Source organism: Pseudomonas moraviensis (genome assembly GCF_900105805.1).
Classification (GTDB): domain Bacteria; phylum Pseudomonadota; class Gammaproteobacteria; order Pseudomonadales; family Pseudomonadaceae; genus Aquipseudomonas; species Aquipseudomonas moraviensis_A.
This window is the reverse complement of record NZ_LT629788.1, coordinates 2,897,584-2,921,376: the sequence shown is the minus strand read 5'-3', so window position 1 is coordinate 2,921,376 and position 23,793 is coordinate 2,897,584. Positions and strand designations below refer to the sequence as shown.

27 protein-coding genes are annotated in these 23,793 nt (G+C 60.0%); 17 read left to right on the top strand and 10 right to left on the bottom strand.

Annotated features, from left to right (window positions below):
• Positions 1 to 40: 40 nt before the first annotated feature.
• Both BLU71_RS12935 and BLU71_RS12930 read right to left on the bottom strand, forming a co-directional pair.
• Complete coding sequence (locus tag BLU71_RS12935; protein WP_024012217.1) at positions 41 to 1,390, bottom strand: NCS2 family permease; 1,350 nt, start codon at positions 1,388 to 1,390, stop codon at positions 41 to 43.
• 288 nt (positions 1,391 to 1,678) lie between these two features.
• Positions 1,679 to 2,125: a MarR family winged helix-turn-helix transcriptional regulator gene (locus BLU71_RS12930; RefSeq protein ID WP_064364566.1), complete on the bottom strand. Its 447-nt coding sequence runs from the start codon at positions 2,123 to 2,125 to the stop codon at positions 1,679 to 1,681.
• 81 nt (positions 2,126 to 2,206) lie between these two features.
• On the opposite strand from BLU71_RS12930, the gene BLU71_RS12925 reads away from it, so the two are divergent.
• A complete protein-coding gene (locus tag BLU71_RS12925; RefSeq protein WP_083353246.1) occupies positions 2,207 to 3,373 on the top strand; it encodes a PLP-dependent aminotransferase family protein in 1,167 nt (388 codons plus the stop codon).
• A gap of 155 nt (positions 3,374 to 3,528) precedes the next feature.
• Here BLU71_RS12925 and BLU71_RS12920 read toward each other — a convergent pair whose 3' ends face one another.
• The 5 genes from BLU71_RS12920 to BLU71_RS12900 form a co-directional block, all read right to left on the bottom strand.
• A complete protein-coding gene (locus BLU71_RS12920; RefSeq protein WP_042608536.1) occupies positions 3,529 to 3,900 on the bottom strand; it encodes a glutathione S-transferase N-terminal domain-containing protein in 372 nt (123 codons plus the stop codon).
• 103 nt (positions 3,901 to 4,003) lie between these two features.
• Positions 4,004 to 4,549, bottom strand: a complete 546-nt coding sequence (gene folE / locus BLU71_RS12915; protein WP_016773769.1) for a GTP cyclohydrolase I FolE — start codon at positions 4,547 to 4,549, stop codon at positions 4,004 to 4,006.
• A 77-nt stretch (positions 4,550 to 4,626) separates the two neighbouring features.
• Positions 4,627 to 5,184: a Smr/MutS family protein gene (locus tag BLU71_RS12910; protein WP_065615163.1), complete on the bottom strand. Its 558-nt coding sequence runs from the start codon at positions 5,182 to 5,184 to the stop codon at positions 4,627 to 4,629.
• Positions 5,185 to 5,257: 73 nt separating this feature from the next.
• The gene (locus tag BLU71_RS12905; protein WP_065615164.1) at positions 5,258 to 5,578 is read right to left on the bottom strand and encodes a hypothetical protein; all 321 of its coding nucleotides are present in this window, start codon (positions 5,576 to 5,578) and stop codon (positions 5,258 to 5,260) included.
• 131 nt (positions 5,579 to 5,709) lie between these two features.
• The gene (locus tag BLU71_RS12900) at positions 5,710 to 6,300 is read right to left on the bottom strand and encodes a cysteine hydrolase family protein (RefSeq protein ID WP_042608497.1); all 591 of its coding nucleotides are present in this window, start codon (positions 6,298 to 6,300) and stop codon (positions 5,710 to 5,712) included.
• A gap of 239 nt (positions 6,301 to 6,539) precedes the next feature.
• Between BLU71_RS12900 and prmB the strand changes: the two genes are divergently transcribed.
• Positions 6,540 to 7,448, top strand: a complete 909-nt coding sequence (gene prmB / locus BLU71_RS12895; protein ID WP_042608496.1) for a 50S ribosomal protein L3 N(5)-glutamine methyltransferase — start codon at positions 6,540 to 6,542, stop codon at positions 7,446 to 7,448.
• A gap of 100 nt (positions 7,449 to 7,548) precedes the next feature.
• On the opposite strand, the gene BLU71_RS12890 is transcribed toward prmB, so the two are convergent.
• The gene (locus BLU71_RS12890) at positions 7,549 to 8,340 is read right to left on the bottom strand and encodes a hypothetical protein (RefSeq protein ID WP_042608495.1); all 792 of its coding nucleotides are present in this window, start codon (positions 8,338 to 8,340) and stop codon (positions 7,549 to 7,551) included.
• Between the two features lie 99 nt (positions 8,341 to 8,439).
• Positions 8,440 to 9,393, bottom strand: coding sequence for an alpha/beta hydrolase (locus BLU71_RS12885; protein WP_064364628.1), 954 nt, complete (start codon positions 9,391 to 9,393; stop codon positions 8,440 to 8,442).
• A gap of 130 nt (positions 9,394 to 9,523) precedes the next feature.
• On the opposite strand from BLU71_RS12885, the gene aroC reads away from it, so the two are divergent.
• From aroC to mtnC, 5 genes are all read left to right on the top strand, one after another.
• Positions 9,524 to 10,615: a chorismate synthase gene (gene aroC, locus BLU71_RS12880; protein WP_064364608.1), complete on the top strand. Its 1,092-nt coding sequence runs from the start codon at positions 9,524 to 9,526 to the stop codon at positions 10,613 to 10,615.
• Between the two features lie 34 nt (positions 10,616 to 10,649).
• The gene (locus BLU71_RS12875; protein ID WP_064364609.1) at positions 10,650 to 11,795 is read left to right on the top strand and encodes an MFS transporter; all 1,146 of its coding nucleotides are present in this window, start codon (positions 10,650 to 10,652) and stop codon (positions 11,793 to 11,795) included.
• Positions 11,792 to 12,418: a methylthioribulose 1-phosphate dehydratase gene (locus BLU71_RS12870; RefSeq protein ID WP_064364610.1), complete on the top strand. Its 627-nt coding sequence runs from the start codon at positions 11,792 to 11,794 to the stop codon at positions 12,416 to 12,418. The genes BLU71_RS12875 and BLU71_RS12870 overlap by 4 nt, the downstream gene beginning before the upstream one ends.
• A 92-nt stretch (positions 12,419 to 12,510) precedes the next feature.
• Positions 12,511 to 13,056, top strand: coding sequence for a 1,2-dihydroxy-3-keto-5-methylthiopentene dioxygenase (locus BLU71_RS12865; RefSeq protein WP_064364629.1), 546 nt, complete (start codon positions 12,511 to 12,513; stop codon positions 13,054 to 13,056).
• A 4-nt stretch (positions 13,057 to 13,060) separates the two neighbouring features.
• Positions 13,061 to 13,744, top strand: coding sequence for an acireductone synthase (gene mtnC, locus BLU71_RS12860; protein WP_083353245.1), 684 nt, complete (start codon positions 13,061 to 13,063; stop codon positions 13,742 to 13,744).
• A gap of 178 nt (positions 13,745 to 13,922) precedes the next feature.
• Here mtnC and BLU71_RS12855 read toward each other — a convergent pair whose 3' ends face one another.
• Complete coding sequence (locus BLU71_RS12855) at positions 13,923 to 14,201, bottom strand: DUF3509 domain-containing protein (protein WP_016773780.1); 279 nt, start codon at positions 14,199 to 14,201, stop codon at positions 13,923 to 13,925.
• 385 nt (positions 14,202 to 14,586) lie between these two features.
• On the opposite strand from BLU71_RS12855, the gene BLU71_RS12850 reads away from it, so the two are divergent.
• From BLU71_RS12850 to BLU71_RS12805, 10 genes are all read left to right on the top strand, one after another.
• A complete protein-coding gene (locus BLU71_RS12850) occupies positions 14,587 to 16,425 on the top strand; it encodes a long-chain-acyl-CoA synthetase (RefSeq protein WP_083353244.1) in 1,839 nt (612 codons plus the stop codon).
• Positions 16,426 to 16,520: 95 nt separating this feature from the next.
• On the top strand, positions 16,521 to 17,042 hold the full coding sequence (locus BLU71_RS12845; RefSeq protein WP_042608489.1) for an ankyrin repeat domain-containing protein: 522 nt from the start codon (positions 16,521 to 16,523) through the stop codon (positions 17,040 to 17,042).
• Between the two features lie 130 nt (positions 17,043 to 17,172).
• The gene (locus BLU71_RS12840) at positions 17,173 to 17,703 is read left to right on the top strand and encodes a hypothetical protein (protein ID WP_042608488.1); all 531 of its coding nucleotides are present in this window, start codon (positions 17,173 to 17,175) and stop codon (positions 17,701 to 17,703) included.
• A gap of 71 nt (positions 17,704 to 17,774) precedes the next feature.
• A complete protein-coding gene (locus BLU71_RS12835) occupies positions 17,775 to 17,966 on the top strand; it encodes a PLDc N-terminal domain-containing protein (RefSeq protein ID WP_016773784.1) in 192 nt (63 codons plus the stop codon).
• A 241-nt stretch (positions 17,967 to 18,207) separates the two neighbouring features.
• The gene (gene speE, locus BLU71_RS12830; RefSeq protein WP_016773785.1) at positions 18,208 to 19,083 is read left to right on the top strand and encodes a polyamine aminopropyltransferase; all 876 of its coding nucleotides are present in this window, start codon (positions 18,208 to 18,210) and stop codon (positions 19,081 to 19,083) included.
• Positions 19,084 to 19,288: 205 nt separating this feature from the next.
• On the top strand, positions 19,289 to 19,522 hold the full coding sequence (locus BLU71_RS12825; RefSeq protein WP_042608487.1) for a hypothetical protein: 234 nt from the start codon (positions 19,289 to 19,291) through the stop codon (positions 19,520 to 19,522).
• Positions 19,523 to 19,731: 209 nt separating this feature from the next.
• Positions 19,732 to 20,079 carry a ribonuclease E inhibitor RraB gene (locus BLU71_RS12820; RefSeq protein WP_003223226.1) on the top strand — a complete coding sequence of 116 codons (348 nt, stop codon included), beginning with the start codon at positions 19,732 to 19,734 and terminating at the stop codon, positions 20,077 to 20,079.
• A 478-nt stretch (positions 20,080 to 20,557) separates the two neighbouring features.
• On the top strand, positions 20,558 to 21,967 hold the full coding sequence (locus BLU71_RS12815; protein ID WP_042608486.1) for a circularly permuted type 2 ATP-grasp protein: 1,410 nt from the start codon (positions 20,558 to 20,560) through the stop codon (positions 21,965 to 21,967).
• 12 nt (positions 21,968 to 21,979) lie between these two features.
• Positions 21,980 to 22,930, top strand: a complete 951-nt coding sequence (locus tag BLU71_RS12810) for an alpha-E domain-containing protein (protein WP_083353243.1) — start codon at positions 21,980 to 21,982, stop codon at positions 22,928 to 22,930.
• Entirely contained in the window at positions 22,927 to 23,730 is an 804-nt protein-coding gene (locus BLU71_RS12805) for a transglutaminase family protein (RefSeq protein WP_064364616.1), read from the top strand. Before BLU71_RS12810 ends, BLU71_RS12805 begins: the two co-directional genes overlap by 4 nt.
• The last annotated feature ends 63 nt before the right edge of the window (positions 23,731 to 23,793 follow it).

Here is a 23,793-nt window from a genome sequence, read left to right as displayed (position 1 = left end):
GTGAGGGTGAGGCTGGTTTGAAGCGTGAACCGCGCAGCGCTTACAGGAAGATGAACTTGGCGATGAAGATCGCGCAGAGCACCCACAGGCTGACGGAGATTTCCTTGTACTTGCCGGTGCCGGCCTTCAACGCCACATAAGTGATGAAGCCCAGCGCGATGCCGTCGGCCACCGAAAAGGTCAGTGGCATCATGATCGCCGTGACGATTGCCGGGATCGCGTCAGTGGCTTCGTCCCATTCGATGTGGGCCATGCCGCCCATCATCAGCATCGCCACGTAGATCAAGGCGCCCGCCGTGGCATAAGCGGGAATCATGCCAGCCAGCGGAGCGAAGAACATGGCCGCTATAAATAGCACACCGACTGTGACGGCGGTAAGACCAGTCCGACCACCAGCAGCCACGCCAGCGGCACTTTCCACGTAACTTGTCACGGGCGGCACGCCGACCACGGCGCCGAATACGCTGGATGCGCTGTCAGCCTTCATCGCTCGGGAAAGGTTCTCGATACGACCGTCAGCGGCGACGAGGTTGGCCCGCTGAGCCACGCCCATCAGCGTGCCGGCGGTGTCGAACATGTGCACGAAGAGAAAGGCCAGCACGACGCTGATCATGCTGACGTTGAACACGCCGGCGACGTTCATTGCCATCCAGGTCGGCGCCAGGCTCGGCGGCGCGGACATGATGCCCTCGTAGTGCACCAGGCCCAGACCCCAGCCGGCGAGGGTGACGGTGATGATGCTGATGAGGATTGCACCGAACACGCGGTGGTAACTGAGGATCGCGATCATCAGAAAGCAGATCGCGGCGAGCAGCGGGCCGGGTTCACGCAGCGAGCCGAGCTTGATCAGCGTTGCCGGGCTGTCGACGACGATACCGGCAGTCTTCAGACCGATCAGGCCGAGGAACAGACCGACACCGGCGCCCATCGCAAACCGCAAACTGACCGGAATACTGTTGAGCAGCCACTCGCGAATCCGCGAAAAGGTCAGGAACATGAACAGCACGCCCGAGACGAACACCGCGCCCAGCGCCGTTTCCCAGTTGTAACCCATGGTGCCGACGACGGTGTAGGTGAAGAACGCGTTGAGGCCCATGCCCGGCGCCAGGCCGACCGGCCAGTTGGCATAAAGGCCCATCAACAGGCAGCCGAGTGCGGCAGCGATACAGGTGGCGACGAAGGCCGCACCGTGATCGATGCCGGCATCGGCCATGATGTTCGGGTTGACGAAGATGATGTAAGCCATGGTGATGAAGGTTGTCAGACCGGCAATCAGCTCGGTCTTCACCGTGGTGCCATGCAAGCTGAGTTTGAACAGACGCTCCAGCAGGCCATTGCGTAATGGCGGCGTGAGCTCGAGCGGCGGTGCTTCGGATTTGCGGCTTTCCACAGCGAGTACTCCTCAAGAGTTTTATTGTTATTTCCAGGGCCGGACCCATGAGGGGTGGCAGCGGCCCTTTGAGGCATACGCGAATTTGTTGACCGTGTAGTCAGGAACTCGCACGCAGTGGATTATGCTTTTGTGTACAAATAAAGCAAATATTGTTTTGGGTTTTGTCGACGATTTTTTTGCCGATAGGGATATATAGCTATGAGGCCATTCGCGAGCGGGCTCGCTCCCACCTTTGTAATGCGTTCACATGTGGGAGCGAGCCTGCTCGCGAAAGCGCCTGTTGATTCACTCAAGAGTTTCCAGACTGCCACCCAACGCCAGATTCACCGCCAACCAGCCATTCACCGCCGCTTCGCCAGCCTCGGCAAATACCCGTTCCAGCAATTTCACCTGTTCCCGGCGCAGTGCCTGCTCGAACTTCGCACCTTCCGCCGTCAGCTCCAATAGCCGCTTACGCTTGTCCGTCTGTGAAGCGACACTGTCGACCAGATGCATTTCCTGCAACTGGCGCAGCGGCATGTTCAATGCCTGTTTGCTCACGCCGAGTAAAGCCAGCAACTCCTTCACGCTCAGGTTCGGATAGCGCGCGATGAAAAACACAATGCGCTGATGCACCCGTGAGAGGCCGCGGCGCTCGAGCATTTCATCAGCCTTGGCCGTGAACGCCTGGTAGCCGAAGAAAAACGCTTCCATGGCCTGTTGCTGGCTGGTGGGATTTTTAAGGTCAAACATATTGACGTACTCACTTACGCTGCCGTAATTTCAGTCAAGCAGTTTGACTCATTTTCCGCATGCCTTGCTACGGTGACCTCAATGGCTTTTTCCGAACGTGTCTCACGCCTCAAAAGTTCCTTGATCCGAGAAATCCTTGCGGCGGCCCAGCGTCCGGAGGTGATGTCGTTCGCTGGCGGTTTACCCGCTGAAGCGATGCTGCCGAAAGTGGACTGGGCCGAGATGCCCATAGCGCTGGGCCAGTACGGTATGAGCGAAGGCGAGCCGGCATTGCGCGAGGCGTTGGCGGCAGAGGCGAGGGCGCTGGGCCTTGAATGCCAGGCGAGTCAGGTGCTGGTGGTCAGCGGCTCCCAGCAAACCCTCGATCTGGCAGCCAAGCTTTATATCGATAAAGGCACGGAAATTCTGCTGGAGGCACCGACGTATCTGGCCGCGTTGCAGATCTTCCAGCTGTTCGGCGCTGATTGCCTGACCGTGCCGCAAGAACCCGAGGGCCCGAACCTGGCGCAACTGCGCAGTCGTCTCGAGCGGCATCGTCCAGCATTCATTTACCTGATCCCGACCTTCCAGAATCCATCCGCCGTGCGCTACAGCGAGGCCAGGCGCGCCGCGGTTGCCGCATTGCTTGATGAATTCGGCGTCACTCTCATCGAGGACGAGCCGTATCGCGACTTGACCTTCGACGGTGGCAGCGCAACACCAATTGCCGCCCGCCTGAAAAAAGCCAGTTGGATCTACACCGGTACCGTGTCGAAAACCTTGCTCCCAGGCTTGCGTGTCGGTTACCTGATTGCCAGTGCGGATCTTTTTCCGCACTTGCTCAAGCTCAAGCAATCGGCTGATCTGCACACCAATCGCATCGGTCAGTGGCAGGCGCTGCAATGGATCGGCTCAGAGAAGTATCAGCAGCATTTAAGCGAATTGCGTGATTTCTATCGGCAGCGGCGTGATGCGTTCCAGTTGGCGCTGGAACAACATTTTGCCGACCTGGCTGACTGGAACATGCCCCAGGGCGGGCTGTTTTTCTGGCTGACACTGAAGCAACCGCTGGATACGCGGACATTGCTCGAAGAGGCCTTGGCTAACGACGTGGCGTTCATGCCCGGTGAGCCGTTCTTTCCCGAGCCGGACAAACATCATGGGCATCTGCGCCTGAATTTCAGCCACATCGATCCGGCTCGGCTGGATGAAGGGTTGAAGCGATTGGCGGCGGTGGTGCGGCGGGCGCAGCTGGAGAGGGCGGCGTGAATATAAATAAAACGGCACAAGGACCGGTTTTTTGTCTGAGATTATGGGGGCCTGTAATGGCCTCATCGCGAGCAGGCTCACTCCTACAGTTGGAATGCGTCCCCCTGTAGGAGTGAGCCTGCTCGCGATAGCGCTTACGGCATTCCCCGGAAATGTCAGACCGCAGCAAACCGCTTATCCAGATAATCAATGATCACCTTGGATTCATACATCCAGGTGGTCTGCCCATTCTCTTCAATACGCAGGCAAGGCACTTTGATTTTGCCGCCCTGTTCGAGCAGCGTCTGGCGATCCTGCTCGTTGTTCTTCGCGTCTCTCAACGCTACCGGCACGTTCAAGCGATGCAGGGCGCGGCGGGTTTTCACGCAGAACGGGCAGGCGTGGAATTGATAAAGTGTCAGATCTTTCGCGGCCGCGTCGACTTGCGCCTGAGCAGCGGCGGGGCGTTTCTTCTTGGCCGGCCGAGTGATGAAATCGATGAAGACAACCAGTTGGCCGAGGCCGACACGAAGCGCTTTGACGAACACGTTGAAAGCCTCACGGTGCAAATGAAGAAAGGCGCGCAGCTTACCCGATTTTTCACGGGCGAAAAAAAACCGGCGATCAACGCCGGCTCTTTTCTGTTGCGAATTACTTGATGAGGCTGAGGAATTCGCTACGGGTTGCTGCGTTTTCGCGGAATTCACCGAGCATCACCGAGGTGATCATCGAGGAATTCTGCTTTTCGACGCCGCGCATCATCATGCACATGTGCTTGGCTTCGATCACTACAGCGACGCCCAGCGCGCCGGTGACTTGCATCACCGCATCGGCGATCTGCCGGCTGAGGTTTTCCTGAATCTGCAGGCGACGGGCGTACATATCGACGATCCGCGCCACTTTCGACAGGCCCAGCACTTTGCCGCTCGGAATGTAGGCGACATGCGCCTTGCCGATGAACGGCAGCAGGTGATGCTCGCACAACGAATACAGCTCGATGTCCTTGACCAGCACCATTTCGCTGTTGTCGGAGCTGAACAGGGCACCGTTGGTGACCTCTTCGAGCGTCTGTGCATAACCGCGGCAGAGGTACTGCATGGCTTTGGCGGCACGCTTTGGCGTGTCGAGCAGGCCCTCGCGGGACACGTCCTCGCCCAATTGGCCGAGAATCGCGGTGTAATTCTGTTCCAGGGACATGAAACTACCTGTGGGGATTTTCGCAAAGGGCAAGGGTACGGTGGCGGACACAACCCTGCAAGTTCGGTGTGACGGCTTTATTCGTCGCGACCTTCCATCATCGTCCGTTTAAGCATCACATAAACGGCGCCGGCGCCGCCGTGGCGGGCCTGGCAGGAGCAGAAGCCGAGGACTTGGGCGTGCTGGCGCAGCCAGGTGTTGACGTGGCTTTTGATCATCGGCCGCTTGCCATCCAGGCGCACCGCCTTGCCGTGAGTCACGCGTACGCAGCGGATTTCGAATCTGGTGGCTTCGGCGAGAAACGCCCAAAGCGTTTCCCGGGCCTTTTCCACGTTCATGCCGTGCAGGTCGAGGCTGCCTTCGAACGGGATCTGCCCGACCTTGAGCTTGCGCATCTGGCTTTCCTGCACCCCATCGCGGGACCACATCAGCTCGTCTTCCGGGCCGACGTCGATCACGAACTGGTCGGACAGGCCGTCAATGATAGTGGTGTCGCTGCGCACGGTGGCGGACTGACGCAGCTTGGCGATCTGCGCGCGGTCAGCCTTGGGTTTGCCGGTGTCGGCGCGGTCGTGCTTGATCGGCTTGACGCCCTGGATCGCACTTTTGAACAGAGAAAAATCGTCGTCTTGCATGTCAGCCTCCGCGAAGGGCGGCCAGTTTACCCAAGTCGACACGAAACGGCCCGGCAAAAAGCCAGGCCGTCGGTCAGTCGTGTTTTTTCATCAGGTGCGGGGACATGTTCAGTTCCCGCGATTGCCGTGCGCGACGGCGGCAGCGGCGCCAAAGGGCAACGCCGAAGTACAGGAACAGCAAACCGACCGCGAGCATGATTGCCGAGCCCAGCGGTGATGCATTCAGGTCACCCAGCGCCGGCGGGCGCCCGAGCAGGCTGGCTGCGCCGGCCATCGCCAGCAGCACGCCGAACGTCGCCAGAACGGCCGAGATCGCCGCGCCAAATCGAAAACGCCAGTTGCTTTGGCCTTTGGGCCGCAAACGGCGTGCGTCAAATCCATCGGATAACTTCATTCCGACCTTCCTCAATGGTATCGGCCCTTCGACCGGGAGTTGACCGGGTTGTTCCTGAGGCTATGGCATTTGCGGCAAATCAGCGGATATAGCGGATGAGCGGCGCCAGCGCACCGCCCACAAGGGCAGGATCAGATCAGCTCCTGAGTCTTCGCCAGCGTGGCAAAGTTGTCGGCCATGATCGCCATTTCCGCTTCTTGGACGCGTTCAGCACTGAGCACGCCGCCCTTGAACGGCAGATCGCGGGTCGCGCAGGCATCTTCGACCAGGGTGCAACGGAAACCGAGGTTCTTCGCCGCGCGCACCGTGGTGCTGACGCTGGAGTGACTCATGAAACCGCAAACGATCAGGTCCAGCGAACCAAGGTTTTGCAGACGCTCGAGCAGTTCGGTGCCATGGAACGCGCTCGGCAGCAGTTTGCCGATAATGGTTTCATCGCCCTGCGGTTCCAGGCCGGGGATGAATTCGCCACGTTCGCCCTGCGGGTCGAACAGGCCACCAACGGTGCCGAGATGACGCACGTGCACGATCGGCCGACCGGCGGCACGGGCTGCGGCAACCACTTGTTTGATGTTCGCGACGGCCGCGTCCATGCCGCTCAGGGCCAGCGGGCCACTGAGGTATTCCTTCTGGGCATCGATGATGACCACGGTGGCATGGCTCAGTGTGGCCGCTGCGTAACCGCGACCGCTGAGTTGAAACATCGTTTTTGGAACGGACATTCTGGGGCTCCTCGGGGTGGGGCTTTTGCGACATTGTCCTCTGGCTGAGCGGTTCTGTGAATCGCTACCATCGTAGGCGCCGTCGTTCTTGGCCTGCAGCCTTGTCAAGTTACACGTTCCGTTCAATGCCTGATGCAAAAAAAAGAAATCTCCTACCGTCGCCGCACGGTTTTTCCTGCGTCGTCGTCGGGCGTTTTGGCTGCTAGAATCGCCAGTCGTTTTTTCTGGAGCTCTACGCCGTGATCACTTCCCGACTTCGTACCCTGCGCGACCACATCCGTTGGGCCGTCAGCCGCTTCCATGGGGAGGATCTGTTTTTCGGCCATGGCACCGACAACGCCTGGGACGAGGCGCGCCAATTGGTACTGGGCGCCTTGCACCTGCCGTGGGAAATCGCCGACAGCTACCTCGATTGCGCACTGGAAGATGACGAACTGGTCAGCCTGCAACGGCTGCTCAAGCGTCGCATCGAAGAACGCATCCCAACCGCCTATCTGCTCGGCGAAGCATGGTTCTGCGGCATGTCGTTCATCGTCGACCAGCGCGTGCTGATCCCGCGTTCGCCGATCGGTGAGCTGATCGAAAACCGCTTTGCGCCGTGGATCGGCGACGAGCCGGCGCGGATTCTCGATCTGTGCACTGGCTCCGGCTGCATCGGCATCGCCTGCGCCTACGAATTCCAGAACGCCGAAGTGGTGCTCGCGGATCTGTCATTCGAAGCGCTGGAAGTGGCCAATCAGAACATCGAGCGCCATGGCGTCGATGAGCGCGTCTACACAGTGCAGGGCGATGGTTTCGATGGCCTGCCGGGGCAGCGCTTCGATCTGATCGTGTCGAACCCGCCCTACGTCGACGCGGAAGATTTCGCCGACATGCCGGACGAATACCAGCACGAGCCGGAACTCGGTCTGGCCTGCGGCGATGACGGTCTGAATCTGGTCCGGCGCATGCTCGCCGAAGCGGCGGATCATCTGACCGAGAAGGGTTTGTTGATTGTCGAAGTGGGCAACAGCCAGGTGCACGTCGAAGCGTTGTACCCGGAAGTCGATTTTGCCTGGCTGGAATTCCAGCGCGGCGGGCATGGCGTGTTCATGCTGACAGCGGAGCAGTGCCGCGCGCATCAGGCACTTTTCGCAGCTCGCGTCTGACCGGTTAAAAGCTTCGCGAGCAGGCTCGCTCCCACAGGGAAATGCATTCCAGGGTGGGAGCGAGCCTGCTCGCGAATAGCCGCGCCGCGGTCTCAAGCCATCAGCGGTGCGTCGCAATCCAGATCAACAACCCCGCCTGAAACACCGCAAACGCCACCAGACAGGTAATGGTGAAACGCAGTCCGGCGTCCTCACGCTTGAACTTGCTGACTTTCTCTTCCTGCTTCTTCAGCTTCACTTCCTGTTCGGCCAGATTCTGTTCGGCTTGCTGCAACATCTGCGCAGCCTCAAGAATCTCGACGATCTGCAGCTTTTCGCTGTTCCAGTCACCCAGCAGATCGCCGACCTGCACAGCCTTGATGCTGCCTTTCAAATGCTGGGCATCGGCATAAGCTACGTCGAAGCCGTGCACGCGCAGAAAATGATCACGCCGCAAACGAGTGTCTTCGTTGAGCGCGTCCTTGTTGTTCAGGTCCATGCCGTCGACGGTGTAACCGGGCCAGCGCTTTTTCGCCCAGTTGATGCCTTGCGCGGCCATGAAGCGGCCGATGCCGCGGTTCAGCGGCTCGATCTGCAAGCCGCTGTCGGGACCGAAGCTCACCCGTTTGGTCGCGTGGTCGACCCACACATCAAGATGATTCTGCTCTTTGCGCACGCGCTGGTTTGGCAGCTTGATCGCCATGCGCATCAGGCTGCGCTCTTTGCTGTTGCGCTCGGCGTAACCGAATTCGACGAAGCGCAACGGCCGGCCACCGGTATTGCGGTCGGTCTGCAGCGGCGCGAGGCGGAGCATCTTGTGGTGCTCGGCCTGCACGTCCGCCCACGGCAGTTCGACCGCTGGCGGAGCGTCTTTTTCGGCGGTGGTGTCGGGTGAAGTCTGGGTGTCAGTCATAACGGCGAGATCCTGTCCAAGCCCTGCTTGCCGCCAGACGTTGCGCTGGCGACAAAGGCTTATCGGCCGTTTTCTGCCGGACTGGAGGGCAAACAGCAGTTAACTCGCGCGAATTCCGTCAATAAATTCGATGACGGCGGCGCCCAGTTCGGCGGCCAGTGGCAAATTCGGGTCCTTGTAGGAGGCCAATTGCCGCTTCATATCGTTGTGCACGATGCGCAGCACATGATTCATGCCTTCGATCACCGTCAATTGCGCGTCCGGTTTTGCCGCCTTGAGCAGCTTCGCATCCTCGGTGCCGACCTGAATGTCGTTGCTGCCTTGGACGATCAGTGCCGGCATTTTCAGCTGTGCAAAGGCTTGCGCCGGATCCTGGCGGAACAGCGAAATCAGGTACGGCTGGACGCTCGGGCGAAAAATCACCTGCAACGGTTGCGGCACGTTGTCATCGGTGTGCCCGGCCTTGAGGCTGTCGAGCAGTTCGTTGCTGCGCAGCATCAGCGGTGGCGGCAGGCTGCGGGCCAATTGCTCGCGGATCACCTGATCGACCGGCCGCGCGCTGCCGGACAGCGAGATCACCGCCGCTGCGTCCAGCTTCGGCGCGGCGAGGCTGGCAATCAGTGCGCCTTCGCTGTGGCCGAGCAGAATCAGTTTGCCGAAGCGCGGATCAGCCTTGAGCTTCTGCCCCCACGCCACCGCGTCCGCCGCATACCCTTCCACCGACAGATTACGTTCATCGGGAGCCGCCGCCAGGCTCGCCGCGACGCCGCGCTTGTCGTAGCGCACGCTGGCGATGTTGTGTTTGGCCAGCACCCAGGCCAGACGCTTGAGGCTGTCATTGCGTCCGCCGTCCGGGTTGTTTCCGTCGCGATCTGTAGGACCCGAGCCAGAAATGATCAGAACAATCGGCACCGGGCTGTCGGACTTGGGCAGCAACAGCGAACCGAAAAGTTCGCCGCTGCCGGTGTCCAGAGTGACCGGGCGTTGTAGGACTGTCGCTTGGGCAAAGCCGGTGAAGAGGGTAAGACTCAAGATCAGAACTCGCAGCATCATCACGCCATCATTGGTCAAGGTGCCGGTTGGACTCGCCAGCACCACTAAGGTTCGAGGATGAACTACTCGGTTAGCCTGCGTATACTGGCGCGCATCAAGAATTCGGGTTTGATTTCACGGAGCGTCCTGCATGTCCGGCAATACCTACGGCAAGTTGTTCACTGTCACCACCGCTGGCGAAAGCCATGGTCCGGCGTTGGTCGCCATTGTCGACGGCTGCCCGCCGGGCCTGGAGATTTCCCTGGAAGATCTGCAGCGCGACCTCGATCGCCGCAAACCGGGCACCAGCCGCCACACCACCCAGCGTCAGGAAGCCGATGAAGTCGAAATCCTCTCCGGCGTGTTCGAGGGCCGTACCACCGGTTGCGCGATTGGCCTGCTGATTCGCAACACCGATCAGAAGTCCAAGGACTACTCGGCGATCAAGGACCTGTTCCGCCCGGCCCACGCCGACTACACCTACCACCACAAGTATGGCGAGCGCGATTATCGCGGCGGCGGCCGCAGTTCGGCCCGGGAAACCGCGATGCGCGTGGCGGCCGGGGCGATCGCCAAGAAGTATCTGGCCAGTCAGGGCATCGTCATTCGCGGTTACATGAGCCAGCTCGGTCCGATCGAGATTCCGTTCAAGACCTGGGATTCGGTAGAGGAGAACGCCTTCTTCAGTCCCGATCCAGACAAGGTGCCGGAGCTGGAAGCCTATATGGACCAGTTGCGCCGCGATCAGGACTCGGTGGGGGCGAAGATCACCGTGGTCGCCGAAGGGGTGATGCCGGGTCTCGGCGAGCCGATTTTCGACCGCCTCGACGCCGAGCTTGCCCACGCGCTGATGAGCATCAACGCGGTCAAGGGCGTGGAGATCGGCGCCGGTTTCGCCTGTGTCGCCCAGCGCGGCACCGAACACCGCGATGAACTGACGCCGGAAGGTTTCCTCAGCAACAACGCTGGCGGCATCCTCGGCGGTATCTCGTCCGGTCAGCCGATCGTTGCGCATCTGGCGTTGAAACCGACCTCGAGCATTACCACGCCGGGGCGTTCGATCGATGTGAACGGCAACCCGGCCGATGTGATCACCAAGGGCCGTCACGACCCATGCGTCGGCATCCGCGCGACACCGATTGCCGAGGCGATGATGGCCATCGTGCTGATGGATCACCTGTTGCGCCACCGCGGGCAGAACGCCGATGTGCGCGTGAGCACGCCGGTGCTGGGCCAGCTCTGATGGCTGCGCTCGAAGCCGTCGCGGCATAACCGGCGTGGCGGCGCTCCCGTACTGGCGGCTGTCCAGTTTCTATCTGTTCTATTTCGCCTTGCTCGGTTCGACAGCGCCGTTTCTGGCGCTGTACTTCGATCACCTCGGCTTCAGCGCCGCGCGCATCGGCGAGCTGGTGGCGATTCCGATGCTGATGCGCTGCGTGGCGCCGAACATCTGGGGCTGGCTCGGCGATTACACCGGCAGACGCCTGGCCATTGTGCGCTTCGGCGCGGTCTGCACGTTGCTGACCTTTTCGCTGATCTTCGTCAGCCAGACCTATGCCTGGCTGGCGATGGTCATGGCCCTGCATGCGTTTTTCTGGCACGCGGTGCTGCCGCAGTTCGAAGTCATCACCCTCGCGCATCTGCAGGGTCAGACCTCGCGCTACAGTCAGATTCGCCTGTGGGGCTCGATCGGCTTCATCATCACCGTGGTGGTCTTGGGGCGGTTGTTCGAATGGCTGAGCCTGGACATCTACCCGGCGGCACTGGTGCTGATCATGGCCGGCATTGTTCTGAGCAGTCTGTGGGTGCCGAACGCGCAACCCGCACAGGGCAATCGGCCGGCGGGAGAGGGCTTTCTCAGGCAATTGCGCCATCCTGGCGTGTTGGCATTTTATGCTTGTGTGGCGCTGATGCAGGTCAGCCACGGGCCGTATTACACTTTTCTGACTTTGCACCTCGAGCGCCTCGGTTACAGTCGTGGCGTCATCGGCATGCTTTGGGCTGTTGGCGTCGTCGCGGAAGTACTGATGTTCATGGCCATGAGTCGCATTCTGGCGCGGTTTTCCCTGCGCCGGGTGCTGCTGGCGAGTTTCCTGCTGGCGGCGTTGCGCTGGCTGCTACTTGGGTCGTTCGCTGAATTTCTCTGGGTGCTGTTGTTCGCCCAAGTGCTGCACGCAGCGACTTTTGGCAGCTTTCATGCGGCTGCCATCGCTTTCGTGCAACGTAGTTTCGGCGCCCGCCAGCAAGGTCAGGGCCAAGCGCTGTATGCGGCACTGGCCGGCACCGGCGGGGCGCTCGGCGCGCTGTATTCCGGCTACAGCTGGAATGCCCTCGGCCCGACATTGACCTTTAGTATTGCCAGTCTCGCAGCGCTCGCCGCTGCCGTTATCATTGCCACCCGTATGCAAGAGGACAGGCCATGAGCCTTAGCCGTGAACAGCTCGCCCAACAGATCGTCGACGCCGGGCGTTTTCTATATGGCCGCGGCTGGTCGCCAGCCACCAGCAGCAACTATTCGACACGCCTGTCGCCAAGCGAGGCGTTGCTGACCGTGTCGGGCAAACACAAAGGCCAGTTGAGCGTGGATGACGTGCTCGCCACCGATTTGTCCGGCAACAGCCTGGAGCCGGGCAAGAAACCCTCCGCCGAAACCTTGCTGCACACCCAACTCTACAGTTGGCGCGCGGAGATCGGCGCGGTGCTGCACACCCATTCGGTGAATGCCACGGTGCTGTCGCGCCTGACCCCGGAAGCCTTCATCGAGTTTGAAGACTACGAACTGCAAAAAGCTTTCAGCGGCATTTCCACCCACGAATCACGGGTGCGTGTGCCGATTTTCGACAATGATCAGGACATTGCGCGCCTCGCCGCCAAGGTGCAGCCTTGGCTCGACGCCCATCCCGACTGCGTTGGTTATCTGATTCGCGGGCATGGCCTCTACACGTGGGGCGCGCAGATGAGCGACGCACTACGGCAGATCGAGGCTTTCGAATTCCTGTTTGAATGCGAGTTGAAAACCCGCAGCGTCATGAACCGCCAAGGCTGAGTTCACCAGAAACAGCCCGTTTGCCTGATGACATGCTGCGCCCGACCGGTCTTGAAGAGCCGGACGGCGCCGCCGCTACCGAGGAATTGCCCATGAGCAGCCTGTCCGTTTATCACGTTTCCAGCCCTGAGATTCCCAACAAGGTGCTGACCCATTTCGAAGACATTGCTTCGACGCTGGCCGAGCAGGGCGTGCGTTTCGACCGCTGGCAAGCCGCCGCGAAGATCCAGCCCGGCGCCAGTCAGGAAGAAGTCATCAGCGCTTATAAAGAGCAGATCGACAAGCTGATGACCGAGCGCGGTTACATCACCGTTGATGTGATCAGTCTCAACAGTGATCACCCGCAAAAAGCCGAACTGCGCGCCAAGTTCCTCGAAGAGCACCGCCATGGCGAAGACGAAGTGCGATTTTTCGTCGCAGGTCGCGGCTTGTTTACCCTGCACATCGACGATTACGTCTATGCCGTGCTGTGCGAGAAGAACGACCTGATCTCGGTTCCGGCGGGCACCAGGCACTGGTTCGACATGGGCGAGCATCCACATTTCGTGGCGATCCGTCTGTTCAACAACCCGGAAGGCTGGGTTGCCAACTTCACCGGCGAAGACATCGCTGGCCGCTTCCCGCGTCTGGAGGACTGAAACCGTGTCGATCAAAGCCATCCTCACCGACATCGAAGGCACCACCAGCGCGGTGAGTTTCGTCTTCGATGTGCTGTTTCCCTACGCCGCCAGACACTTGCCGGATTTCGTGCGCCAGAACGCTTCCCGCACCGACGTCGCTGAGCAACTCGACGCCGTACGCCGCGACAGCAATGAGGCGCACGCCGACGTTGAACGCGTCGTTGAAATCCTCTTGAGCTGGATCGCCGAAGACCGCAAGGCCACGCCGCTCAAGGCATTGCAAGGCATGGTCTGGGAGCAGGGCTATCAGGCCGGGCAACTGAAAGGTCACGTTTATCCGGACGCAGTCGAAGCGCTGCAACGTTGGCATGCGGCCGGGTATCAGCTGTTTGTTTACTCGTCCGGCTCGATCCAGGCGCAGAAGCTGATCTTCGGTTGTTCGGAGGCGGGCGATCTGATGCCGCTGTTCAGCGGCTATTTCGATACCACATCAGGGCCCAAGCGTGAGGCGCAGTCCTATCGCAATATTCAGCAGGCGGTGGGTGTTGAAGCAGATGAAATCCTGTTTCTGTCGGACATCGTCGAAGAGCTCGATGCTGCGCAGTCAGCGGGCCTGAAGACCTGCGGCCTGGCGCGTGAAGGCGGGGAGTTGCCGGGGCACGTCACGGTGGACAGCTTTACCGGAATCGAACCGGAAGCCTTCTGACCCTACAGTGGAAATTGTAGGAGCGAGCCTGCTCGCGAAAGCGATGCGTCAGTGAAGTAATTTGTATCTGACAACACCGCATTCGCGAGCAGGCTCGCTCCCACAGTAGATATGTCGCAGACATAAACAAACAGGCCGTGAAGCGCATGCTCCACGGCCTGTTTTTGTTTAAAGCAACTTACAGCGAGTGATACGTCGGCAGGGCAAAACGCTGCTGGCTCTGCAGCATCGCAATTTGCGGCAACTCGCTGGCTTGTTCGGCCAGGTCACGGCGGATCGCGCTGATCGCCCAGGACAGTTGGTCACCGGCGTGCAGTTGCTGATACGAGAGTGCGCGTTTGAAGACTTTGCCGTCGCTGCTACGCAGAGTGAGCAGGATGCCACCGTCAGGACGTGGGGCAGTGCTGACTTCGTAGTTGGAGAACAGCGATGTAAATTTTTCTTGAATCAGGCTCATGTCATCAGCTCCGTATGTACTTGAATGGCAAGCATGCGGAGGTAGTTGCAGCGTTTGTGCCAGTATTGATGCGAATAAAATCCCTTTAAAATCAACATGTTAAAAGCATTGCATTTTGCAGGTGTCGTGCAATCTGCATGAATGACCATCGTGCATCCTGCATTTTGCGTGATTTTTCTCTGTGCTACGGAACCAAACGTCCGTACCAGAATCGACGCCCACCTCGTCGGTGCGACGGGATACAAATCATTGCAAAAACCGCGTGTACAGCCCCGCGAGCGCTGACGTACTTTCCTTCTCGACCCTCGACATAAACGCGTCGGTTGCAGCCATACCCGATAACAAGAACAGCGATCCGCACGCCCGGGTCGAACGGGGAGCTTTCATGCGTCACGCACCGAGCGACACGATTACCTGGAGCATGATGCTCCGCAAACTGCCGATGATCGCCAAAGCCATCCCCCGAGTGGTGAAAGGCATGAAAGTGGCCAACGTCACGGATCCGACCCAAACGTGTGGCCTCGGCTGGACCTTCGAGCAAGCGACGCTGCGCAATCCAGACGGCGTGGCGTTGATGCAGGATGACGTTGCGCTGACCTACACGCAGGTCAACCAGTGGGCCAATCGCATCGCGCATTATCTGAGCGAGCAGGGCATCGGCAAGGGTGATGTGGTCGCGGTGTTCATCGAGAACCGTGCGGAATTGCTGGTGACCATTCTCGCGCTGGCCAAGCTCGGTGCGGTCAGTGCGCTGCTCAATACCTCGCTGATACGCGACACGCTTATCCACAGCATCAACCTGGTCGCACCCGTGGCCATCGTGGTCGGCGAAGAGTTGACGGCGGCCTATGCCGGCGTGCGTGATCAAGTTTCTATCGCTGCACCGCGCACATGGTTTGTCGCCGATCACGACACTTACAGCCATCCGGGCATCGCGCCCGACGGTTACGTCAATCTGATCAGCGCCAGTGCCGACGCCAGCAGCGATAACCCGCCGAGCAGCGCGCAGATTTTCTTCGACGATCCTTGTTTCTATATCTACACCTCCGGCACCACCGGCCTGCCCAAGGCCGGGGTGTTCAAGCACGGCCGCTGGATGCGCAGCTCGGCGAGCTTCGGCATGATCGCCCTCGATATGCGCCCGGACGACGTCGTCTATTGCACCTTGCCGCTGTATCACGCCACCGGCCTGTGCGTGTGCTGGGGATCGGCGATCAACGGCGCTTCGGGTTTTGCCATCCGGCGCAGATTCAGCGCCAGTCAGTTCTGGAATGATGTGCGTCGCTATCGCGCGACCACTATCGGTTATGTCGGCGAGTTGTGCCGCTATCTGGTCGAGCAACCGGCCAGCGCCGATGACAGCCGCCACGACGTCCGCAAGATGATCGGCAATGGCTTGCGCCCCGGTGCCTGGGCCGAGTTCAAGACGCGTTTTGCCGTCGAGCACATCTGTGAGCTGTACGCGGCGAGCGACGGCAATATCGGTTTCAGCAACATCCTCAATTTCGACAACACCGTCGGTTTTTCGCTGATGGCCTGGGAGCTGGTTGCCTACGATCACGACAGTGGCGAGCCGTTGCGCGGCGATGACGGTTTCATGCGCAAGGTCGGCAAGGGCGAGCAGGGCCTGCTGCTGGCTCGGATCGACGACAAGGCGCCGCTGGACGGTTACACCGATCCGCAGAAAACCGCCCGCGTCGTACTGCACGATGTGTTCAACAAGGGCGATCGTTTTTTCAACACCGGCGACCTGCTGCGCAACATCGGTTTCGGTCATGCGCAGTTCGTTGATCGCCTCGGCGATACCTATCGCTGGAAGGGTGAAAACGTGTCGACCACCGAAGTCGAGAACCTGTTGCTGCAGCATCCGTTGATTTCTGAAGCGGTGGCGTATGGCGTAGAAATTCCCAATACCAACGGACGTGCGGGGATGGCTGCAATCACGCCCGCCGAATCCTTGGCCACGCTGGATTTCGCCGAGTTGCTGAGTTTCGTCCGGCAGCGTATGCCGGCCTACGCCGTGCCGTTGTTCCTGCGGGTGAAAGTGAAAATGGAGACCACCGGGACCTTCAAATACCAGAAGACCCGCCTGAAAAAGGAAGGCTTCGACCCCGGTCTCACGGGCGATGATCCGATCTTCGCCTGGCTGCCGGGCAGCGCAACCTACGTGCATGTCAGTGAGGAAATCCTCGCTGAAATTCAACAAGGCAGACATCGGTATTGAGTGTGGCTATCGGGCCGCTCGGAAAAAACCGAGTGACAGCCACCGTCGCGCTCGGGAAACTGTCGGCTTTCCGATAGACCGAAATGGAGTGCCACATGTCTGACCAAAGCCGCCAGATGACCCCTGAGGAAGCTGCCGAATTCACCGAGCAGGTTTTCAACAAGGCGCGCGACGGTGATGCCGAGATGCTCGATCGCCTGGTGACTGCCGGGCTGCCAGTGAACCTGAAAAACAGCAAGGGCGACACGCTGCTGATGCTCGCCAGCTACTACGGCCATGTTGATGCGGTGAAGGTCCTGCTTAAACACAAAGCCGATCCGGAAATGCGCAATGGCAACGGCCAGAGCCCGATTGCCGGCGCTGCGTTCAAAGGCGATCTGGCGGTGGTCAGAGCGCTGGTCGAGGCGGGCGCCGAAATCGAAGGCTCGTCGTTCGACGGCCGCACGGCATTGATGATGGCGGCGATGTTCAACCGCGTTGAAATCGTCGATTACCTGATCGGCAAGGGTGCCGACCCGAAAGCCAAGGACGCCAATGGCGTCACCGCGCTGGATGCGGCCCGGACCATGGGCGCAGTCGATACCACCGCGCAGTTGGAAAAGTTGTTGGCTTCATAAACGTCAAAAGATCGCAGCCGGTCCGCAATCACGCGCAGAATCTGTGGGAGCTGCCGAAGGCTGCGATCTTTTGCTTTTCTGCGCTATTCTTCGCGCCCGCAAAATCTGCCTCCATCACAGGATCCGCCTCATGAAAGCCGCACTCGTCGAACTCATCAGCAAAATCAGCTCCGGCTGCATGGGCGAGGACGAGATCCTGAAAGTGGCCGACGAAGCCGCGCAGGCCTACGCCGATGCCGATGCTTTTCTGACAGCCAACCCGGACATCAACTACGACGACACTTTCCCGATTCCGCTGGGTGAGTGGGTGGTGGTGGGCAGCCTGCCGGAAACCGTATTGTTCCAGGCCGACACCTACGTCGATCTGTTCGCACAAATCGTTGCCTCGTTCGGTCCGGGCGTGGATTTCAACCTCAAGCCCAAGCAACTGGCGAAGACCGAAGCGCTGACCGCACTCAACCGCATTCAGGTGCAGATGAGCAGCCTGAACAAGGAAAACGGCGGCTACACGCTGATGAACTTCAGCCAGTTGCTCGACGATGAACTGCAAATGGTCCTGGTCTACGGCAACGATGTGCCTCGCGTGCTCGAGTTGTGCGCCGGGATTGGCATCGTCGCTGCGCCGGCACTGGAGGCCTTGAAGGTCGCCGTTCACGTCTGAACGCAATAAAAGGGAACCCTGCGCGCGACCGTCTATCCTAAAAGTGCATGCCACTATTCTGGAGCGACACCATGGGTTCCACGTTCAATGGTCTGATTGGCCTGATCATCCTTGCCCTCGACATCTGGGCAATCATCAACGTGCTGAAAAGCGGCGCCTCCACCGGGATGAAAATCGTCTGGGTGTTGCTGATCATCCTCCTGCCGGTGCTGGGCCTGATCATCTGGGCGATTGCCGGGCCACGGGGCAACGTCCGGATCTGAGCTGATTTTCGATCACACTGTCATCCCTGTGGGAGCGAGCCTGCTCGCGAAGACGTTGTGTCAGTCGCCATCACCGGCAACTGATGCTCCGCTTTCGCGAGCAGGCTCGCTCCCACAGTGGTTTGCGGTGGTAAAAAACGAGCTGAGGTTCGACCTGTCATCTTCGGCAACGTAGAATGCGCGCCTTTCCCGGGCAATCGTCCCCACGATGGCGCCCGCGCATTTACCGGAGCACTTGACCATGACCGTCACCAAGACCAGCGAGTACCTGGAAACCCTCTACGAAGGCTATGGCCAGCGTTTTCGCATGGAAAAACTGCTGCACGAAGTGCGCACCGAGCACCAGCATCTGGTGATCTTCCAGAACCCGCGCATGGGCCGGGTGATGGCGCTGGACGGCGTGATCCAGACCACCGAAGCCGACGAATTCATCTACCACGAAATGCTCACCCACGTGCCGATCCTTGCCCACGGCACTGCCAAGCGTGTGCTGATCATTGGCGGCGGTGACGGCGGCATGTTGCGCGAAGTGACCAAGCACGCCGGCGTCGAGCACATCACCATGGTCGAAATCGACGGCACCGTGGTCGACATGTGCAAGGAATTCCTGCCGAACCATTCCGCCGGTGCCTACGACGATCCCCGCCTGAACCTGGTGATCGATGACGGTATGCGTTTCGTCGCTACCACTACTGAAAAATTCGACGTGATCATTTCCGACTCCACCGATCCGATCGGTCCGGGCGAAGTGCTGTTCTCGGAGAACTTCTACCAGGCGTGCCACCGTTGCCTGAACGAAGGCGGCATCCTCGTCACCCAGAACGGCACGCCGTTCATGCAGATCGATGAAGTCAAAACCACCGCTGGCCGCCTGCGCAGCCTGTTCCCGGACTGGCACTTCTACCAGGCCGCCGTGCCGACCTACATCGGCGGCTCGATGACCTTCGCCTGGGGCTCGACCAACCCGGCCTACCGCAAGCTCAGCCGTGAAACCCTGCAACAGCGCTTCATCGGCAGCGGCATCGTTACCCGCTACTACAACCCGGAAATCCACATCGGCGCATTCGCTCTGCCGCAATACGTGCTGCAAGCGGTGAACAAGCCGAGCAACGACTGAACCGTCACCGCAAGACCCCTGTAGGAGTGAGCCTGCTCGCGATAGCTTTTTCCCAGTCGATGTATCTGTGACTGGCAGACCGCAATCGCGAGCAGGCTCACTCCTACAATTCACGATCATCGGCTGTAATCCTTTTGAACCAACTCTCGCGGAAAAAAGTCGAGATAAAGGTAAGCCCATTTACGGGTTGATCGAGGAGGCACTGATGCAAAAGTGGAAAGTCACTTTCGTGGATGATCATGGTGAAATCGTTGATGAGATCTTCGAACGTGAGGAATGCCCGTCCGATGATGAAGCCGCGCGGCTGATCAAGGAGCGGCTTCTTCCGGTCGCCGCCCAGCTGGATCTCAATGATCTGGAAGGGCGCACCGCCGATGCCGGGGTGAAAAACCTCAAGACCCAGAACGGCATCGAAATCCGCAGCATCACACCTGTCTGAACACATCCTGTCATCTCGTAAACCAGGCCTTGGCAGCGGCGCTCTCTTGGGGCTACTCTGCAAGCGAGATCAGCGAATGGATCGCTAAGGTCTGGTCTTGTCAGCTACATGCTTGTTTCCCGCGCGCAACCACGTTGCCGTAGTACTTAGGCCAAAAGGCCCGGGGCGGGAATACGGAAAGTCTATCCATCAATCGAGGGGGACGATTCATGAGCACAGCCTATCAAGAAGACATCAGCAGCAACGTTCTGCGCCGCATGAAAGAAGGCGGTTTCGATTTTTCCCGGTTCCATCCCATCGAGTTCTACGCGATTTTCCCGGACGAGGAGCGGGCGCGCAGGGCAGCAGGCAAATTTCGCGGTGAGTCCATCAATGCCCAGGTCAGTGCGCGCGACGACGGCGCCTGGTCGCTGGAATTGAGCAAAGTGATGTACGCAACCTACGACGACATTGGCGATTTCGAGCAGGGCTTTTCCGCCGTGGTCGAGCCGCTGGGCGGCATTATTGAGGGTTGGGGCGTGAAGCAGGAGGTGCGCAATCGTTACCGCCTGAATTGAGCTTGAGCATTTTGTATCGGGCAACGGCTGACCTTCGGGTCGGCCGTTGTCGTTTTCGGCATGCACAAAATCGCTGTGGCAAAACCCTGAAACAAGAATCCCAGGCAAAAAAAAGCCACCGGAGAGGGTGGCTAAAAGGGAAGACGGGTATGCAGTGAAGTCTTTGCGGGGCGGGGCTGCCACGGCAGTCCAGGTCAATCCGGCGAGCCGCCTCGCAGCGCCATGCCGATGAAGTTTTGCAGCGAATGCGCGGATTATCCGCAGTCGCTGCCGGGCAGTGAAATCAACTCTGACTATGCTGGTGATAGGCGATGCAGTGCGTCGCAATGAAGCGGGGGCAATCGGGTCGGGGCATTTGCCGCACAGGAATGGTGCGCTGCCTTTGGCGTGGATCCACAACCGATTGAATTCAAAGCGTTTATGCCGATGGCACGGGCCTTGCGAAGGCCTGTATGTCCGGAGTGACAAGGAGTACGGCATGATCCGCACCTGTTTTGACGAGATGTACGATGCTGGCGGACTGGTTCGCCCGCATTACCGGGAATTTGCCCGCTGGCTGGCCGAGACGCCCGACGAGTTGCTTGCGCAACGCCGACGCGAGGCTGATCTGCTGTTCCATCGTGCCGGGATCACTTTCACGCTTTATGGCGACGAGCAGGGCACCGAGCGCCTGATTCCGTTCGACACCATTCCGCGCAGCATCCCCGCCAGTGAATGGCGAATCGTGGAGCGCGGTTGTATCCAGCGGGTCAAGGCGCTGAACATGTTCCTCGCCGACCTCTACCACGAGCAGCGCATCATCAAGGCCGGGATCATTCCCGCCGAACAGGTGCTGGCCAACGAGCAATACCAGCTGGCAATGCAGGGCCTGGATCTGCACCGCGACATCTATTCGCATATTTCCGGCGTCGATCTGGTGCGCGATGGCGATGGCACTTATTACGTCCTCGAAGACAACCTGCGCACACCCAGCGGCGTCAGCTACATGCTCGAAGACCGCAAGATGATGATGCGGCTGTTCCCCGAGCTGTTCGCCGCTCAGCGCATCGCCCCGATCGACCACTACCCCAATCTGCTGCTCGACACCCTGAAAAGCTCAAGTCCGATCGACAACCCGAGCGTGGTGGTGCTGACGCCGGGGCGCTTCAACAGCGCGTTCTTCGAGCATGCGTTTCTCGCGCGGGAAATGGGCGTTGAACTGGTGGAAGGCGCGGACCTGTTCGTGCGCGACGACAAGGTGTTCATGCGCACAACCGACGGCCCGAAAGCGGTCGATGTGATTTATCGCCGCCTCGATGATGCCTTCCTCGATCCGCTGGCATTCAACCCGGATTCGATGCTCGGCGTGCCGGGGCTGCTGTCGTCCTATCGCTCCGGCAATGTGGTGCTGGCCAATGCCATCGGCACCGGAGTGGCGGACGATAAATCGGTTTACCCGTTTGTCACCGACATGATCCGTTTCTACCTCGACGAAGAGCCGATTCTGAAGAACGTGCCGACCTGGCAATGCCGCAACCCGTCCGAGCTGTCCCACGTGCTGGCCAATCTTCCGGATCTGGTGGTCAAGGAAACCCAGGGCTCCGGCGGTTACGGGATGCTGGTCGGGCCGGCCGCGACGAGCGCGGAAATCGATGCCTTTCGCGAGCGCATCAAAGCCAAGCCCCATGCCTACATCGCGCAGCCGACGCTGTCGCTGTCGACGTGCCCGACCTTTGTCGAAAACGGCATCGCGCCGCGCCATATCGACCTGCGCCCGTTCGTACTGTCCGGCCGCGAGACCCGGGTCGTGCCCGGAGGTTTGACCCGTGTCGCGTTGCGTGAAGGCTCCCTGGTGGTGAATTCCTCCCAGGGTGGCGGCACCAAGGACACCTGGGTAGTCGAGGATTGAAGGAAGCTTGCCATGTTAAGTAGAACTGCCTCGGATCTGTACTGGATGTCGCGTTACCTGGAGCGTGCGGAGAACCTCGCACGCATGCTCGACATCAGTTATTCACTGTCGCTGATGCCGCAGGACGGGCGCGGCGATGGTCTGCACGAACTCGCCATGCCGTTGCTGATTACCGGCACTCTCGATGATTACCATGACCGCCACGGCGATCTGCACGCCGAACGCCTGCTGCATTTCTTTGCGCTGGACGCGGCCAACCCGGCAAGCATCTACAGCTGCCTCGGTGCGGCGCGGGCCAGTGCCCATGCGGTGCGCGGGCGAATCACCGCCGACATGTGGGAAAACATCAACGCAACCTGGCTGGAAATTCGCGGCATCGCCGAACAGGGTCTGGGCCGCTACGGCATGAGCCGTTTCTGCGAATGGATCAAGGAGCGCTCGCACCTGTTCCGTGGTGCGTCCTACGGCACGATCATGCGCAACGACGCGTTTCGCTTCATCCGTCTGGGCACGTTCATCGAGCGCGCGGACAACACGCTGCGCCTGCTCGATGCCCGCTACGAAATGGCCGGCGATCAGGCCGAAGCGGTCAGTGACGGCACAGCGCACGCCTATTACCAGTGGAGTGCGCTGCTGCGGGCGTTGTCGTCGTTCGAGGCCTACACCGAAATCTACCGCGATGCGCCCGGCGCCCGGCACGTCGCCGAATTGCTTTTGTTGCGCGCCGATGTACCCCGTTCGCTGCGTGCCTGTACCGAAGAAATCGACCAGATCCTCGCGCAACTGCCCGGCGCCAACGGCCGCCCGGCACAACGCCTGGCGGCGGAAATGGACGCGCGCCTGCGCTACACCGGCATCAACGAAATCCTCGAAGAAGGCCTGCACGCCTGGCTGACCGAATTCATCCCGTTGGTGCGCCAGTTGGGCAACGCCATTCACAGTTCCTACCTGGAGGCTGCATGAGACTTTCCATAAGCCACGAGACCACCTATCACTACGAAGATCAGGTGCGCGCGAGCATCCAGTACCTGCGCCTGACGCCTCACGACAGCGAGCGTCAGCACGTGCTCAGTTGGCAGCTGGATTTACCGCGCCCGGTGCGTGCGCAACTCGATCCGTTCGGCAACATCCTGCATGTATTGACCATGGACGAGCCCCACGAAGCGATCATCATTGGTGCCCGTGGTCAGGTCGATATCGATGAATTGCGCGAGGCCGAACATGAAAGCCAGTCAGCGCTGCCGTTCCTGCGCTTCACGCGCATGACCGAAGCCGATGAAGCCTTGCGCGAGTTTGCCGGGAAAAACTGCAAGCAACGGCGTGATCGCACCGCGCTGATCGATTTGATGTGCGCATTGAATCAGCACATGACCTACACGCCGGGCTCGACCGTGGTCGACACCAGCGCCGCCGAAGCTTTCGCCGGTCGTGCAGGGGTCTGTCAGGATCATGCGCACGCCTTTCTCGCCTGCGCGCGCAGCCTCGGCATACCGTCGCGTTATGTCTCGGGTTATCTGTACAGCGAGGATTGCGAGCATCTGGCCAGCCATGCCTGGGCGGAAGCGTGGCTGGATGACGCGTGGTACAGCTTCGACGTGACCAACCAACTGTCGCGTCCGGAGCGCCACTTGAAACTGGCGGTGGGCCTGGACTATCTCGATGCCTGCCCGGTACGCGGCATGCGCCGGGGCGGCGGCTGCGAGCAGATGCACGCGAAAGTGTTCGTCTCGCCGACGCCGATCATCTCCGTCCAGCAACAATAAGGATGTGCACAATCCCCTGTAGGAGTGAGCCTGCTCGCGATGGCGGCGTGTCAGTCACATCTG